General features: G+C 76.4%; 13 protein-coding genes and 1 riboswitch. Of the genes, 9 read left to right on the top strand and 4 right to left on the bottom strand.

All coding sequences use genetic code 11. The features are described from left to right. Positions 1-7: 7 nt before the first annotated feature. Positions 8-895 carry an SURF1 family cytochrome oxidase biogenesis protein gene (locus tag BM093_RS27920; protein WP_093352783.1) on the bottom strand — a complete coding sequence of 296 codons (888 nt, stop codon included), beginning with the start codon at positions 893-895 and terminating at the stop codon, positions 8-10. 71 nt (positions 896-966) lie between these two features. On the opposite strand from BM093_RS27920, the gene BM093_RS27925 reads away from it, so the two are divergent. From BM093_RS27925 to BM093_RS27955, 7 genes are all read left to right on the top strand, one after another. After that, the gene (locus BM093_RS27925) at positions 967-2,505 is read left to right on the top strand and encodes a cobyric acid synthase (RefSeq protein ID WP_093352847.1); all 1,539 of its coding nucleotides are present in this window, start codon (positions 967-969) and stop codon (positions 2,503-2,505) included. Continuing rightward, the gene (locus BM093_RS27930) at positions 2,490-4,718 is read left to right on the top strand and encodes a putative cobaltochelatase (RefSeq protein WP_245773849.1); all 2,229 of its coding nucleotides are present in this window, start codon (positions 2,490-2,492) and stop codon (positions 4,716-4,718) included. The genes BM093_RS27925 and BM093_RS27930 overlap by 16 nt, the downstream gene beginning before the upstream one ends. A 14-nt stretch (positions 4,719-4,732) precedes the next feature. After that, positions 4,733-5,347 carry a cob(I)yrinic acid a,c-diamide adenosyltransferase gene (cobO, locus tag BM093_RS27935; protein ID WP_093352792.1) on the top strand — a complete coding sequence of 205 codons (615 nt, stop codon included), beginning with the start codon at positions 4,733-4,735 and terminating at the stop codon, positions 5,345-5,347. A 4-nt stretch (positions 5,348-5,351) separates the two neighbouring features. Continuing rightward, positions 5,352-6,935, top strand: coding sequence for a cobyrinic acid a,c-diamide synthase CobB (locus BM093_RS27940; protein ID WP_245773850.1), 1,584 nt, complete (start codon positions 5,352-5,354; stop codon positions 6,933-6,935). 53 nt (positions 6,936-6,988) lie between these two features. After that, complete coding sequence (locus tag BM093_RS27945; protein WP_177238746.1) at positions 6,989-7,414, top strand: cobalamin biosynthesis protein; 426 nt, start codon at positions 6,989-6,991, stop codon at positions 7,412-7,414. Positions 7,415-7,645: 231 nt separating this feature from the next. After that, entirely contained in the window at positions 7,646-8,893 is a 1,248-nt protein-coding gene (cobA, locus tag BM093_RS27950) for a uroporphyrinogen-III C-methyltransferase (protein WP_093352796.1), read from the top strand. Positions 8,894-8,913: 20 nt separating this feature from the next. Continuing rightward, positions 8,914-9,083: riboswitch (cobalamin riboswitch) on the top strand. 35 nt (positions 9,084-9,118) lie between these two features. Then, the gene (locus BM093_RS27955) at positions 9,119-9,505 is read left to right on the top strand and encodes a hypothetical protein (RefSeq protein WP_093352801.1); all 387 of its coding nucleotides are present in this window, start codon (positions 9,119-9,121) and stop codon (positions 9,503-9,505) included. Positions 9,506-9,535: 30 nt separating this feature from the next. Here the strand turns inward: BM093_RS27955 and BM093_RS37605 are convergent, their stop codons facing one another. From BM093_RS37605 to BM093_RS27970, 3 genes are all read right to left on the bottom strand, one after another. Continuing rightward, entirely contained in the window at positions 9,536-11,284 is a 1,749-nt protein-coding gene (locus tag BM093_RS37605; RefSeq protein ID WP_245773851.1) for a DNA polymerase IV, read from the bottom strand. Beyond that, positions 11,281-11,994: a 4'-phosphopantetheinyl transferase family protein gene (locus BM093_RS27965; RefSeq protein WP_245773852.1), complete on the bottom strand. Its 714-nt coding sequence runs from the start codon at positions 11,992-11,994 to the stop codon at positions 11,281-11,283. The genes BM093_RS37605 and BM093_RS27965 overlap by 4 nt, the downstream gene beginning before the upstream one ends. A gap of 78 nt (positions 11,995-12,072) precedes the next feature. Continuing rightward, positions 12,073-12,351 carry a hypothetical protein gene (locus BM093_RS27970; protein WP_093352806.1) on the bottom strand — a complete coding sequence of 93 codons (279 nt, stop codon included), beginning with the start codon at positions 12,349-12,351 and terminating at the stop codon, positions 12,073-12,075. Positions 12,352-12,609: 258 nt separating this feature from the next. Here BM093_RS27970 and BM093_RS27975 point away from each other — a divergent pair, with 258 nt between their 5' ends. Both BM093_RS27975 and BM093_RS27980 read left to right on the top strand, forming a co-directional pair. Continuing rightward, entirely contained in the window at positions 12,610-13,752 is a 1,143-nt protein-coding gene (locus tag BM093_RS27975) for an NAD(P)/FAD-dependent oxidoreductase (protein ID WP_177238747.1), read from the top strand. A 39-nt stretch (positions 13,753-13,791) separates the two neighbouring features. Continuing rightward, the gene (locus BM093_RS27980) at positions 13,792-15,003 is read left to right on the top strand and encodes a cytochrome P450 family protein (RefSeq protein WP_093352816.1); all 1,212 of its coding nucleotides are present in this window, start codon (positions 13,792-13,794) and stop codon (positions 15,001-15,003) included. Positions 15,004-15,186 lie beyond the last annotated feature (183 nt).

Genomic DNA, 15,186 nt, shown 5'->3' on the forward strand with positions numbered 1-15,186 from the left:
GGATCGCTCAGGAAGTGAGCGAGTCCTGCTTGCCCGACCCGCCGGGCTCCCGGCCGGTGCTGCCCGGTGCGTCCGTTGCCGATGTGTCCGTGCTCGTGTCCGTCCCGTAGCCGTCCCGGCCGGAGAGCTGGTCGCGCAGGCTGCCCGCGCGCGACCGGCTCCCGCGCCGCTGCAGCAGCTCCAGCCGGATGAACAGGCCCATCGCCACCAGGGCGACGACGCCGAAGGTCAGCCACTGCAGCGCGTAGGAGAAGTTGCTGAACGGCGCCCCGCCGCCGGGGGGCGCGATCGGGATCGGGTTCAGCACACCGGCCTGCCCCTCCTCCAGCGCGACGACGCCCTCGACCGGGGTCGCGCCGGTCGCGTCCGCGACCGCGCGGGAGTCGGCGGCGTAGATCTGGGTGGTGTCGCCCTCCGTGAGCGGGGCGCGGTCCTGCGGGTCGGTCTCGTTGAGCCGCAGCCGGCCCTCCACGCTCACCTGCCCGGACGGGGCGGGCGCGTACTCCGGGACGGCGTCACCCTGGTCGGCACCGACCGACCCGCGGTTGACCACGACCAGGCGCCCGTCGGTCAGGCGCAGCGGGGTCAGCACCTCGTAGGCCGGGGCACCGTCGACGACGCGCAGCCGGACCAGCGTCTCCGCGCCCGGCTCGAAGGTGCCGGTGAGGGTGACGCGGCGCCAGACGTCGTCCTCGGAGATCGCCGTCCCCGCGGGGACGAGCTCGGCGAACGGCACCGCCGGCGTCGCGTCGGCCGTGGCGATGGCCTGGTTCTGCGCCTCCCGCTCGGCCTCACGGCCGAACTGCCACGGCGCGAGCAACGTGTAGCAGAGCACCACGAACGCCAGCACCGCCACGACAGCGGCCATCCATCCGGGACGCAGCAGGAAACGCACGCCACCAGGGTAGCCGCGCCGTCCCGGCCGGTCCGCCCGCGATCCCGGTGGCGATACTGGGCGCCGTGGTGGTGCGTGGAGCGGTGCTGGTCGCCGGGACGACGTCGGACGCGGGCAAGAGCGCCGTCGTCGCCGGGATCTGCCGGTGGCTGCACCGGCGCGGGGTGTCGGTGGCGCCGTTCAAGGCGCAGAACATGAGCAACAACTCCGTGGTCACGCCGGACGGTGGCGAGATCGGGCGGGCCCAGGCCATGCAGGCCCACGCGTGCGGGATCACGCCCGGCGTCGACCTCAACCCGGTGCTGCTCAAGCCGGGCGGCGACCGGACCTCGCAGGTCGTGGTGCGGGGCCGGGCCGACGGGCAGGTATCGGCGCTGTCCTACCGGCACCGGACGGCCGCGCTGGCCGAGGTCGTCGCGGACTCGCTGGCCGGGCTGCGGCGCCGCTACGACGTCGTCGTCTGCGAGGGCGCCGGGTCGCCCGCCGAGATCAACCTGCGGTCCACCGACCTGGCCAACATGGGCCTCGCCCGGCGCGCCGGGATGCCGGTGCTCGTCGTCGGTGACATCGACCGCGGCGGCGTGCTCGCGCACCTGTTCGGGACCCTCGCCGTCCTCGAGCCCGCCGACCAGGCCCTGATCACCGGCTTCGTGATCAACAAGTTCCGGGGAGACCCGCGTCTGCTCGACCCCGGCCTGGAGCAGCTGCGGGCGCTGACCGGACGGCCGACCCTGGGCGTGCTCCCGTTCGCCGAGGGACTCTGGCTCGATGCCGAGGACTCGCTCTCGGCGGTCGCCGACGGCGTCCTCGGCCGCCCCGCCCCGCCGCGTGGGGAGCAGTGGCTTCGGGTGTCGGTCGTCCGCTTCCCGCGAATCTCCAACGCCACCGACGCCGAGGCGCTGGCCTGCGAGCCGGGGGTGGCCGTGCGCTACGTGACCGAACCGTCCCGGATCGCCGACACCGACGTCGTCGTGCTACCCGGGTCGAAGTCCACCGTCACCGACCTGGCCTGGCTGCGCTCGTCCGGGATGGCCGACGCCGTCCTGGCCCACGCCGCGACCGGCCGGCCGGTGCTGGGCATCTGCGGCGGCTACCAGATGCTGGGCCGCTCGATCAGCGACCCCGACGGCGCCGAGGCCGAGCCCGGGACCCGGGTCGACGGTCTCGGCCTGCTGGACCTGGAGATCGCGTTCGACCCGGTCAAGCAGCTCGCCACCCCGGCGGCCACGGCCTGGGGCGAGCCGGTGACCGGCTACGAGATCCATCACGGCCGGGTGCGCCGGTCCGGGGACCCGGGGTTCGTGGGCGAGGAGGGCAGCGACCGCGGGAACGTCCTCGGCACGCACTGGCACGGGATCGCCGAGAACGACGGGTTCCGCCGCCTGCTGCTGAGCCGGCTCGCGGCCGAGGCTGGCCGGACCGGGTTCCGGGTGGCGGAGGACACGTCGTTCGCGGACGAACGGACCCGTCAGCTGGATCTGCTGGCCGACCTGGTCGAACATCATCTCGATACGTCGACACTTGAACATGTGATCGGACACGGTCCTGCGGCGGACCTCCCGGTGCTGGCCTCCGGTCTGGCAGCCTCGCCCGGGTGCGCACTTCCGTGAGCTCCCCGAGGTTCCCGTTCTCCGCCGTCGTCGGGCACGACGACCTGCGACTGGCGCTGCTGCTCAACGCCGTCCACCCGGGGGTCGGTGGCGTCCTGGTCCGCGGCGAGAAGGGCACCGCGAAGTCGACGGCCGTGCGGGCGCTGGCCGCGCTGCTGCCCGATCTCGACGTCGTCGACGGCTGCCGCTTCGGCTGCGACCCGGCGGCCCCGGACCCGGACTGCCCGGACGGGCCGCACCCGGCGGGGGCCGCGTCGGGGGCGCGGCCGGCGACGCTGGTCGAGCTGCCGGTCGGCGCGACCGAGGACCGGCTGGTCGGCTCGCTGGACCTGGAACGCGCGCTGTCCGAGGGCAGGCGTGCCTACCAGCCCGGCCTGCTCGCCGACGCGCACCGCGGCGTGCTCTACGTCGACGAGGTCAACCTGCTGCACGACCACCTGGTCGACCTGCTGCTGGACGCGGCGGCGATGGGCCGCGCCCACGTCGAGCGCGACGGCGTCTCGGTGTCGCACGCGGCCCGGTTCCTGCTGGTCGGGACGATGAACCCGGAGGAGGGGGAGCTGCGCCCGCAGCTGCTCGACCGGTTCGGGCTGACCGTGGAGGTGCGGGCCTCGCGCGACGTCGGCACCCGGGTCGAGGTCACCCGCCGCCGGATGGAGTTCGAGGACGACCCGGCCGGGTTCGCCGCGCGCTTCGCCGGTGCCGAGGCCGACACCGCCGCACGGCTGCGGGACGCCCGCGCGCGGGTCGGCTCGGTGCGGGTGTCCGACCGCGAGCTGCGCCGGATCGCGTTCGTCTGTGCCCGGTTCGACGTCGACGGCATGCGCGCCGACCTGGTCATCTCGCGGGCGGCCGCGGCGCACGCCGCGTGGGCGGGCCGCAGCGCGGTCACCGAGGACGACGTCCGTGTCGCCGCCCGCCTCGCACTGCCGCACCGGCGCCGTCGGGACCCGTTCGACGAGCCGGGTCTCGACGAGAAGGATCTCGAGGAGGCCCTGCGCGACGCCGAGGAGGACCTGGGCCCGGAGGATCCTGACGACGGCCCGGACGGCCCCGACGACCCCGGCCCCGACGGCTCCGGCCCGGACGGGGGCTCGGACCCCGGTTCCCCGGACGCGTCCTCCGACGCCGACGAGTCCGGGGACGCCGAGCCCCCCGAGAACTCCGGGGCCCCCGGGGCCTCCGGGGCCGCCGACTCCGACGGGAGTGCCCCGAGGGGCACCCCCGGGGCGCAGGACGCCACGAACGACCCCCCGGAGGCACCGGACGGGGACGCCCCCGAGGCACCGGACGTGCCGGAGGCACCCGACACCGCCGACAGTGACCCGCGGGCCGGGGGCGACGGGGGCGAGGGCCGTGCCGTCGTCCTCGGGGACACGGCCCGGCTGCACCGCGCCACGGTCCGCAGGTTCACCGTTCCGGGACTGGGCGCGGGCGCACCCGGGCGGCGCTCGCGGGCCCGCACCGACACCGGCCGCGTCGTGCGCCCCGCGGGCTCCGGCGCGACCCGGGCCGCGGACCTGCACCTCCCGGCGACCGTGCTCGCCGCCGCCCCGCACCAGGCCGAACGCGGGCGCAACGGGCCCGGCCTGCTGGTACACCGCACCGACCTGCGCCGCGCCCAGCGCGAGGGGCGCGAGGGGAACCTGGTGCTGTTCGTCGTCGACGCGTCCGGGTCGATGGCCGTCCGCAAGCGGATGACGGCCGTGTCCGGCGCCGTCCTCGGCCTGCTCCGCGACGCCTACCAGCGCCGCGACAAGGTCGGGCTGGTGACGTTCCGGGGCCGGGCCGCGGAGCTGGCACTGCCGCCGACGTCGTCGGTCCCGACCGCGCAGCAACGCCTGGCGAAGCTGCGCACCGGCGGGCGCACCCCGCTGGCCGAGGGCCTGCTCAAGGCGCGGGCCGTGCTCACCGCCGAGCGCCGGCGCGACCCGCGGCGCCGCCCGCTGCTGGTCCTGCTCACCGACGGCCGGGCCACGGTCGCGGCCCGCGAGGGCGGGGACGCGGTGGCCGACGCGCGTCGCGCCGCCGGGCTGCTGGCCGCCGACGGGGTGCACACCGTCGTCGTCGACTGCGAGAGCGGACACGTCCGGCTCGGCCTGGCCGCACCGCTGGCCGCCGCGGCCGGCGGGGACCGCGTGACCCTCGACGAGCTGACCGCCGACAGCGTGGGGGACGTCGTGCGCACCGCACGGTCCGCCGTCGCGGCCTGAAGGGAGAACGAGCCGTGCCACAGGGACAGGTGAGCGTCACCCCGGACGACGGGCTGACCACCCGCCAGCGCCGCAACCGGCCGCTGCTGGTGGTGCACACCGGCGTGATGAAGGGGAAGTCGACGGCGGCGTTCGGGATGGCGCTGCGCGGCTGGAACCAGGGCTGGTCGATCGGCGTGTTCCAGTTCGTGAAGTCGGCCAAGTGGAAGGTCGGCGAGGAGGAGGCGTTCCGCGCGCTCGGGACGGTGCACGAGCAGACCGGGCAGGGCGGGCCCGTCGAGTGGCACAAGATGGGTTCGGGCTGGTCCTGGTCGCGGAAGAAGGGCGACGAGACCGACCACGCCGACGACGCCCGCGAGGGCTGGGCCGAGATCCGCCGCCGGCTGGCCGACGAGCGCCACGGCGTCTACGTGCTCGACGAGTTCACCTACCCGCTGAAGTGGGGCTGGATCGACGTCGACGAGGTCGTGGAGGCGCTGACGAACCGGCCCGGCCACCAGCACGTGATCATCACCGGCCGGGACGCCCCGCAGGCGCTGATCGACGCCGCCGACCTCGTGATGGAGACCTCGAAGATCAAGCACCCGATGGACGCCGGGCAGAAGGGGCAGCGGGGGATCGAGTGGTGAGCGGGTGGGCGCGGTGACGGCCCGCTCGGTCGTGATCGCCGCGCCCGCCTCGGGCAGCGGCAAGACCACCGTGGCCACCGGGCTCATGGCGGCGCTGCACCGGCGCGGCACCCGGGTCGCCCCGTTCAAGGTCGGCCCGGACTACATCGACCCCGGTTACCACGGCCTGGCCACCGGGCGTCCGGGCCGGAACCTCGACGTCGTGCTGCAGGGCCCCGACCGGATCGCGCCGCTGGCCCGGCACGGTGCCGCCGGGGCCGACATCGCCGTCGTCGAGGGTGTGATGGGGCTGTTCGACGGCCGGGTCGCCGACGGTGCCGGGTCCACCGCGCAGGTCGCGGCCGAGCTGGGCGCACCGGTGGTGCTGGTGGTCGACGTCCGCGGCCAGTCCCGCTCGCTCGCCGCGCTGCTGCACGGGTTCCGCTCGTTCGACCCGGGCGTGCCCGGGCGCGTGCAGGTCGCGGGCGTGATCCTGAACCGGGTCGGCTCCGAGCGGCACACCGAGGTGTGCCGGGCCGCAGCCGAGGAGGTCGGGCTGCCGGTGCTCGGGGCGCTGCCGCGCCGGGCCGAGCTGGCCGTGCCGTCCCGGCACCTGGGCCTGGTCACCGCCGCCGAGCACGGCGCCGCCGCGATCGCCGCGGTGGACGCGATGGCCGATCTGGTCGCCGCGCACGTCGACCTGGACGCGGTGCGGGCGCTCGCCCGGCCGCTCCCGGACGGCCCGGCCTGGGACCCCGTCGCCGAGATCGCCGCTGCCTCCGGGGAGCTCGCCACCGCGCCTACCGCCCCCAGGGGCACCCTCGGGGCACCGGGCCTCGCTCCCGGCCCCGGCCCCGGTCCCGGCCCGGGTGCTCCCGGGGGCACCCTCGGGGCGCCGAGCGCCACCAGGGGGCCCCTCGGGGCATCGGAGGGTGCCGGGGGAGGCGTCGGGGCACCGGACGTCAGGACACCGGGCGGCGGGGTATCGGCTGCCGGGGCGCGGGACGGCGCCCGGGGCCGGCCGGTCGTCGCGCTCGCCGGCGGGCCCGCGTTCGGGTTCGGGTACGCCGAGCACGCGGAGCTGCTCGCCGCGGCCGGCGCCGAGGTCGTCACCTTCGATCCGTTGCGGGACACCGCGTTGCCGGAGCGGACGGCCGCGCTCGTGCTGCCCGGCGGGTTCCCCGAGGAGCACGTCGGCGCGCTCGGCGAGAACGCCGCGCTGCGGGCGGAGGTGGCGCGGCTGGCCGCGTCCGGGGCGCCGGTGCACGCCGAGTGCGGCGGGCTGCTCTACCTGTGCCGCGAGCTGGACGGCACACCGATGTGCGGGGTCCTCGATGCCACCGCCGCCATGACGCCGCGGCTCACCCTCGGCTACCGCGAGGCGGTCGCCGTCTCCGGATCACCGCTGTTCCCGGCCGGCGCCCGGGTGGCCGCGCACGAGTTCCACCGGTGCGCGGTGACCCCGCGGGCCGGGGCGGCGCCGGCGTGGGCGTGGCGCGGTGGCGAGCCCGAGGGCCACGTCGCGGGCGGGGTGCACGCGTCGTTCCTGCACACCCACCCGGCCGGCGTGCCCGGTGCCGTGGCGCGGTTCGCCGCGGCCGCCGGGTGATCACCGGCTGCGGAGGCCCGGACTCGGCTGCCGCACGCTCCGACCCCCGGCCGGTGAGCGCTGCGCCGGCGGGGGCGGCCCTCGCCGTCGGGATCGGGCTGCGGCCCGGCCGGCCGGAGTGTGCGGTCCGTGAGCTGCTGCGGCGGGTCGCCGGGGAGCACGGCCTGGACCTGGACGACGCGGTCGTCGCCACCCTGGACCGGCGGACGTCCGAGCCGGGGCTGGTTGCGGCCGTCGCGCCCCGGACCCCGCGCGGCTACCCGCCCGCGGAGCTCGCCGCCGTCGCGGTCCCGACCCCGGACGATCGGGTCACGGCCGCCACGGGGACACCGGCCGTCGCCGAGGCCGCCGCCCTGCTCGCCGCCGGGCCGGGCGCGGAGCTGGTGGTCCCCAAGACCGCCGGCGACGGCGTCACGGTCGCCGTCGCCCGCCGGCGTCCCGGACCGGCGCGCCCCTTTCCGCCGCACCCGGGAGGGTGATCGGAACCGGGCGAACCGGACCGAGGGGGACGTTCGGGTGTGGGGAAGACCTCCGATCCCTCGGACACGCATGCCCTGCTGGCTATCCTCGGTCGTCGCCGTCGCGTGGGAACCCGGTGCGAGTCCGGGGCGGTCCCGCCACCGTGACCGCGCCCGTGGGCGCGGGAGCCGGACCTCGCCGCCGGCGCGACGAACCACGGCCGGGCGCGGACCCCCGGGGAAGGAACGCCGTTGAGCGCGCAGCACGAGCAGTACCTGGTCGGCCTGGACCTGTCCGGCCGGCGGGTGGTCGTCGTCGGCGGGGGGCGGGTCGCCCAGCGCCGCGTCGCCCGCCTGATCGCCGCCGGAGCGGTCGTCGAGGTCGTCTCGCCGGAGGTCACCCCGGCCGTCGAGGGCATGGCCTCGGCCGGGGAGATCACCTGGACCGCCCGCCGCTACACCGACGGTGATCTCGAGGGCGCCTGGTACGCCATCGCCGCCACCGACGACCCGGCGGTCAACGAGGCGATCCTCGTGGAGGCCGAGCGGAACCGGGTCTTCTGCGTCCGCGCCGACGACGGGTCTCGCGGCACGGCCGCCACCCCGGCCACCGGTGCGTACGACGGGCTCACCGTCGCCGTCCTCGCCCGGGGCGCGCACCGTCGTTCGGCCGCGGTGCGGACCGCGCTGGTCGAGGCGCTGCAGGCGGGCGTGGTCGACGAGGACGCCGAGGCCCCGGCGCCCGGCGTCGCCCTGGTGGGCGGCGGGCCCGGGGACCCCGAGCTGATCACCGTGCGCGGCCGCCGGATGCTGTCGCGGGCCCAGGTCGTCGTCGCCGACCGGCTCGGGCCGCGCGACCTGATGGACGAGCTCTCGGCGGACGTCGAGGTCATCGACGCCTCCAAGATCCCCTACGGCCGTGCGATGGCCCAGGAGAAGATCAACGAGCTGCTGATCGAGCACGCGCGGGCGGGGCGGTTCGTCGTCCGGCTGAAGGGCGGCGACCCGTTCGTCTACGGCCGTGGCTTCGAGGAGGTCCAGGCGTGCGCGGCGGCCGGGGTGCCGGTCACCGTCGTCCCGGGCATCACCAGCGCGTTCGCCGCGCCCGCGGTCGCCGGGACGCCGGTCAGTCACCGCGGGGTCGCCCACGAGATCGTCGTCGTGTCCGGGCACGTCGCGCCGGGGGACCCGCGCAGCCTCACCGACTGGGCCGCGCTGGGCCGGATGAGCGGCACGATCGTGCTCATGATGGCCGTCGAGCGGCTCGGCCGGTTCGCCGACGTCCTGATCACCCACGGCCGCCCGCCGGAGACACCGGTGCTGATCGTGCAGGACGGCACCACCCGCATCGAGCGCAGCGTCCGCGCCACCCTGGAGACCGCCGAGGAGGTCGCCGACCGCGAGGGGATCAGCCCGCCGGCGATCATCGTGATCGGTCCGGTCGCCGGTCTCGAGGCGCCCGTCGGTGGCCCGGATGTGGCCTCGGACAGCTCCGGTTGACCCCTGGACCGCCGCGTGATGGGCTGACCGACGACGACGGTGCAGGAAGCCGGTGCGAGTCCGGCGCGGTCCCGCCACTGTCATCGGGGAGCGCGTCCCCACCCCACGGCCACGGCCCCGCACGGGCGGGAAGGCCGGGGACGCGCGTCGATCCGTGAGCCAGGATACTGGCCGTCGTCGCGGAGTTCCCACTGGTGAGGGCGAGGACCCTCGAGGAGGCCTGCGATGCGTGACGACGTGCACCCCGTCCTGATCGTGCTCGGTACCGAGCCGGCCGACGGGAGCGTGCCGGCCGGGCAGGGTGTCGAGAATCTGCTCGCCGACGCCGACACCGTCTTCGCCTTCCCGCACGGGCCCGAGTCGGTGGCCCTGTTCTACGCCGAGGCGTGGCGGGTCGAGCGGATCACACCCCGCGACGGTGTCTCCCGCGTCACCGCGTGGGCGACCTCCGATCCGGCGGGCACCGGCGTGTTGCTGGTGGCGGGGGACCCGTCGAGGGACGTCGCGCTGGGCGCGGTGCTCGACGGGCTCGGCCGTACGGCACCCGGCCTGGAGGTCCGCGTCCGCGCCGGCACCCGGGTGGCGCCGCCCCGCCGCAGCCCGCTGGGCTGACCGGCGCCCGCACCGCCCGGTTCGCGCCGGTCAGGGGGCGGGGCGCCAGCTGTGCAGCGGGTCCGCCCGGGTGAGGTCCGGGTCGGCGGCGTCGAGCGTGCGCGTGCGCCCGGGACCGGTCCACACCGTCTCGAAGCGCACGGTGACGCGGCCGTGGCCCGCGCCCTGCACCCAGCCGTGCCCGTGCTCGCGGTGGTGGGCGTCGTCGCCTGCCCGCCACGGACGCTCCGGATCCGGGTCCCGGTACCAGCGGGTGGGGCCGGGGCCGATCTCCGGTGCGGCGGGGGCGACCGGGGTGGCGGTGACGACGGTCCGGCCGTCGGGTGCCGGGCCGCCGGGCGCGGTCCCGGCGAGGTCCGTGCCGCCGAGTGCCGGATCACCGGGCGCCGGATCACCGAGTGCTGTGCCGCCGAGTGCTGTGCCGCCACCGGGTGCCGGGTCGTCGAGCGCTGTGCTGCCGGGGGCCGGATCGTCGAGGCCCGTGCTGTCGAGCGCCAGGTCATCGAGTGCCGGATCACCGGGTGCTGCGCCGCCGGGTGCCGGGTCCCCGAGTGCTGGTTCGTCGAGTGCTGGGTCGCCGGGTGCTGGGGCGCCGGGCTCAGTGCCGGCGAGCCCCGTGTCGTCCGGTGGTGCGGGTGCCGCCGTCCAGCCCTCGTCGGAGGGCACCGCGTCGAACAGCGCCAGCGGCGGCTCCTCGCCGAAGCCGGACACCGACACCCCGAGCAGCCGCACCCCGCCCTCGCCGACGGCCGCGTCGGCGAGCCGCCGCGCCACCGCCGACAGCGTGGACAGCTCGCGGCTGGGGAACGGCGTCGTCTCGGACCGGGTGTGGGTCTGGAAGTCCCCGGTCCGGGCCTTGACGGTCACGGTGCGGGCGGCCCGGCCGTCGGCGACCAGCCGCCGGTGCACCGCCACGCAGATCGACTCCACGGCCTCGTGCACCGCGGTCATCGTCGTCAGGTCGGTGTCGAACGTCGTCTCCGCACTGATCTGCTTGGCCGCTCCGCGCGGGGCGACCGGGCGGTCGTCGATCCCGCGGGCCAGGCGGTGCAGCTCGGTACCCATCGCGGTGCCGAGGACGCCGGCGACCTCGCGCCCGTCCATCGCGGCGAGCTGCCCGATCGTCTCGATCCCGATCTTCCGCAGAGCCTCGCCGGACACCGGCCCGATGCCCCACAGCGACCGCACCGGCAGCGGGGCGAGCACGTCGTCCTGCTCGGCGTGGGCGACCACCCGCAGGCCGTCCGGCTTGGCCAGCTCGGAGGCGATCTTGGCGATCTGCTTGCCCGAGCCGGCCCCGACCGATGCCGGCAGCCCGGTGCGGTCCCGCACGGCCGCGCGCAGGGCCGTCCCGAACTCCTCGACATCCGACGGTGACGCGCCGGCCAGCGCCGGCGGCTCGATGAACGCCTCGTCCACCGACACCGGTTCCAGCACCGGGGAGAACTCGGCGAGCACACCCATGACCTCGTCCGAGATCGCCTTGTACAACGGGAACCGCGGCGGCAGCACGGTCGCGTGCGGGCAGCGGCGCCGGGCCTGGCCCATCGGCATCGCCGACCGCGCCCCGAACACGCGTGCCTGGTAGCTGGCGCCCGCGACGACGCCCCGCGGGCCGGCACCGCCGACGAGCACCGGGCGGTCGGCCAGCGTCGGGCGGGTGAGCTGCTCGACGGACGCGAAGAACGCGTCCATGTCCAGGTGCAGGACCCAGCGGGCCGAGCCCGCCGTGGTGGTGTCGAGGCTCGTCCCGCCGGTGCTGCGCTCGGGCCGGGTCACCGGCTCATGGTGCCCCGGACCACCGACAGGACGGCGTCGCCGTCCGCGACCGTGATCACCGGGGCGACCGGCCCGGCGCCCGCGACCGCGCCGGGGTGATCGTCGTGCGGGGTGGCGACGTCGGCCACCCACCAGGGGCCACCGGCGTCCGGCCAGTCCAGCACCTGGGCGGGCGTGCCCGGGGCGGACAGGGTGATCGCGTCCATCGGGCTCGCCAGCCCGGTCCCGGTCGCCTTGAGCAGGGCTTCCTTGCGGGTCCAGGTGATCAGGAAGCCCTCGGCGCCGGGCAGCGCGGCGTCCCGCTCGGCCGCGGAGAGCGCGTGCCGGGCGAGGCCGTCCAGATCGGAGAGCGGGCGGTGCCGCTCGACGTCCACCCCGACCGGGCCGGCCCCGAGTGCGACCCCGACCAGCCCGCCGGAGTGGGTGAGCGAGAAGCCCGGGTCGTCGGGCCGCCCGGCCAGCCGCGGCTTGCCGTGCGGCTTGCCGCAGTCGCAGGTGCGGTCCAGGTCGAGGGCGGCAGGGTCGATGTCGAGGTCGAGGTGCGAGGCCAGCACCAGGCGGGTGAGCGCGTGCGCGGCCAGGTAGCGGGCGCGATCCTCCGCGCGGCGGAACGCGGCCATCCGCGTGCGCTCGTGCTCGTCGAGCAGGGCGACGAGGTCGGGCCGGGACACCGGATCGGTCGGGGCGGCCCACCAGACGGTGACGGTCACGCCGTCCAGCCTCGCACGCGGTGTACCCGGCCGGGACCGTACCCGGGCGTCGACCACGGGCACGGTCCCGGAAGGGGATCAGCCGGTCCGGCGGGCCGCGAAGTCCGTGCGGACGTGCGCGGGTTTCGCGTGCGGCGCCGGCCCGGCGTGGCGCGGAGCCGCCGGGCCGGTGTCGGTCGCCGTGCTGCGGCCGCGCCGCGCCGCGCGGCGCTCGGCACGGTTCGCCGGTCGCGGCGTGGCACCGCCCCCGGCGACGGGGCCTGCGGCCTGCGCTGCGTCGGTGCCGGCCGGGGCGGGACGGACCACCGTGTCGCCGGTGTGCTCCGGCCGGGTGGAAAGCGGGCTGGTGGTGCGCATACGGGCCTCCTGTGTGGATGAAGCACCCGCGACGGGTGCGGGTCGTCGGGGACACGAGGGGCCGGTGACGTGTTCCGGAACGGGCGCGCGACCGCGCGCAGGATCGGTTCCGGGCCCGGAGGTCGACGTCACGGGCCGGCGGCGAGGAACGCGGAGTGTGCTCCGCGGCGCTCTAGAGGAACCGGATCAGCATGGCGACGAGGATAGGAAGCACCGCCACCGGCCGCCACCGATTTTCCCGCGGCTACCGTCCGGGTGGTGGACGAGCGCGAGTACGGGACGGATCTGGTGGTCGTCGGCGGCGGGATCGCCGGCGTCTCGGTGGCCTACGAGCTGGCTGCGCACGCCGCGGTGGTGCTGCTCGAGGCCGAGTCCGACATGCCGGTGCACTCGACCGCACGGTCCGCGGCCACCTACATCCCCGGGCACGGCGCGGGCCCGTTCCGCGCGCTGATCGACGCCTCCGGGCCGCGGTTCGCCCGCCTGCAGGCGGAGCTCGGCACGCCCCCGCTGCTCGCCCCGCGGCCGGTGCTGCACCTCGGTGACGACGACGCGGGCGTGGCCGGGATCGAGGCCATGCTCGACGAGCAGCGCGGCGAGCCGGGCGCCCCCGTCGGGCTGGAGCCGGCGGAGGCGCTCCGGCGCGCACCCGTCCTGCGCCGGGCGCCGCGTGCGTCGGCCTGGGTCGCCGACGCGGCCGACGTCGACGCCACCGCCCTGCACGACGGCTACCGCCGGGGCCTGCGTGCCCGTGGCGGGACGGTGCTGCGCGGGGCCCGGGTGTGCGAGCCGGCCCGCGACGGCGCCGGCTGGGTGGTCCGGACGGACGCCGGTCACGTCGTCCGGGCCGGCGCCGTCGTCGACGCCGCGGGGGCGTGGGCCGACGAGATCGCCGCGCTCGCGGGCGTCCCGCGGGCGGGGCTCACCCCGTACCGGCGGACGATCGCCGCCTGCCCGGCGCCGGACCCGTCGGTGCTGACGCCCGGGGGCGCCCCGCTGCCGATGATCGCCGACGCGGCCGAGCGCTGGTACCTCAAGCCCGAGGCCGACACCGTCCTGGTGTCCCCGGCGGACGAGACCCCGCAGGACCCCGGCGACGCCCGGCCCGACGAGCTCGACGTGGCGCTCGCCCTCGACCGGGTCGGCGAGGCCACCACGCTCGGGCTGCGGTCGGTGCGCACCGCCTGGGCGGGCCTGCGGACGTTCGCCCCGGACCGCGCACCCGTCCTGGGGGAGTGGCCGGACCATCCCGGGTTCCATTTCGTCGCGGGACAGGGCGGGTCCGGTATCGAGTCGGCGCCCGCGCTGGCCGCGCTGGCCGCGTCGGTGATCCTCGGGCGGGCGACCCCCGGCGATGTCGCGGTGGACCCCGCCGTGTGCTCGGTCACACGATTCGGGTGATGTAAGCGAGCGCTTACCCGGCGCTGGCACCATGGGGGCATGGCGCTGACCACCACCGGCACCGAACAGCACGACCTGTTCTCGGGTGCGTTCTGGCAGGACCCCCACCCCGCGTACACCGCGCTGCGCGACGAGGAGCCGGTGCGCAAGGTCGCGCTGCCGGACGGCGAGGCGTGGCTGATCACCCGCTACGCCGACGTCCGCGAGGCGTTCGTCGACCCGCGACTCAGCAAGGACTGGCGCTACACGCTGCCCGAGGACCAGCGGGCGGGGCAGCCGGCCGCGCCCACCCCGATGATGATCCTGATGGACCCGCCGGACCACACGCGGCTGCGCAAGCTGGTGAGCCGGTCGTTCACCGTCCGCCGGATGAACGAGCTGCGGCCGCGGGTCGAGGAGATCGCCCAGGAGCTGCTGGACCGGCTGCCGTCCGAGGGCACCGTCGACCTGATGCGCGAGTACGCCTTCCAGGTCCCGGTGCTGGTGATCTGCGAGCTGCTCGGCGTGCCGGCCGAGGACCGGGACGACTTCTCGGCGTGGTCGTCGGTGATGGTCGACGAGTCACCGGCCGAGGAGAAGTTCGCGGCGATGGGGAAGCTGCACGGCTACCTGACCGAGCTGCTGGAGCGCAAGCGCACCGAGCCCGACGAGGCGCTGCTGTCGTCGCTGCTCGCGGTCAGCGACGAGGACGGTGACCGGCTCTCGTCCGAGGAGCTGGTCGCGATGGCGATGCTGCTGCTGATCGCCGGGCACGAGACGACGGTGAACCTCATCGGCAACGGCGTGCTCGCCCTGCTGACCCATCCCGAGCAGCGTGCGCAGCTGGCGGCCGATCCGTCGCTGATCACGTCGGCGGTCGAGGAGTTCCTGCGGTTCGAGTCGCCGGTGTCGAACGCCCCGATGCGGTTCACGAGCGAGGACGTGACCTACTCGGGCGTGACGATCCCGGCCGGGTCGACCGTCATGCTCGGGCTGGCCGCGGCCAACCGGGACCCGGAGTGGGCCGAGCGTCCGGAGGAGCTGGACCTCGGGCGGGACTCTTCGGCCGGGGTGTTCTTCGGCCACGGCATCCACTTCTGCCTCGGGGCCCAGCTCGCCCGGAACGAGGGCCGCGCGGCGATCGGGATGCTGCTCGAGCAGCGGCCGGAGCTGGCGCTGGCCGTGGCCCCGGAGGAGCTGACCTACCGGGAGTCGAGCCTGGTCCGCGGGCTCACGAGCATGCCCGTCGTCGCGGGACCCGCGGCCCGGTGAACCGGTTCGGCGGTCCGTGGCCCGCCGAACCGCACACACGCCGCGTCAGTGCTGCGGCAGTCAGTGCAGCGGTGCCCCGGTCTTCTCACGGACCTCGTCCGCGCTGACGCCGGGGGCGGTCTCGACCAGCTCGAGCCCGTCCCCGGTCACGTCGATCACGGCCAGGTCGGTGACGATCCGGGT

The sequence above is a fragment of the Pseudonocardia ammonioxydans genome (genome assembly GCF_900115005.1).
Lineage (GTDB): Bacteria > Actinomycetota > Actinomycetes > Mycobacteriales > Pseudonocardiaceae > Pseudonocardia > Pseudonocardia ammonioxydans.

Coding starts and splice junctions, on each gene's coding strand:
- BM093_RS27955 (WP_093352801.1), top strand. CDS start 9,119: ATGCGTGACGACGTGCACCCCGTCCTGATCGTGCTCGGTACCGAGCCG.
- BM093_RS27970 (WP_093352806.1), bottom strand. CDS start 12,351: ATGCGCACCACCAGCCCGCTTTCCACCCGGCCGGAGCACACCGGCGAC.
- BM093_RS27980 (WP_093352816.1), top strand. CDS start 13,792: ATGGCGCTGACCACCACCGGCACCGAACAGCACGACCTGTTCTCGGGT.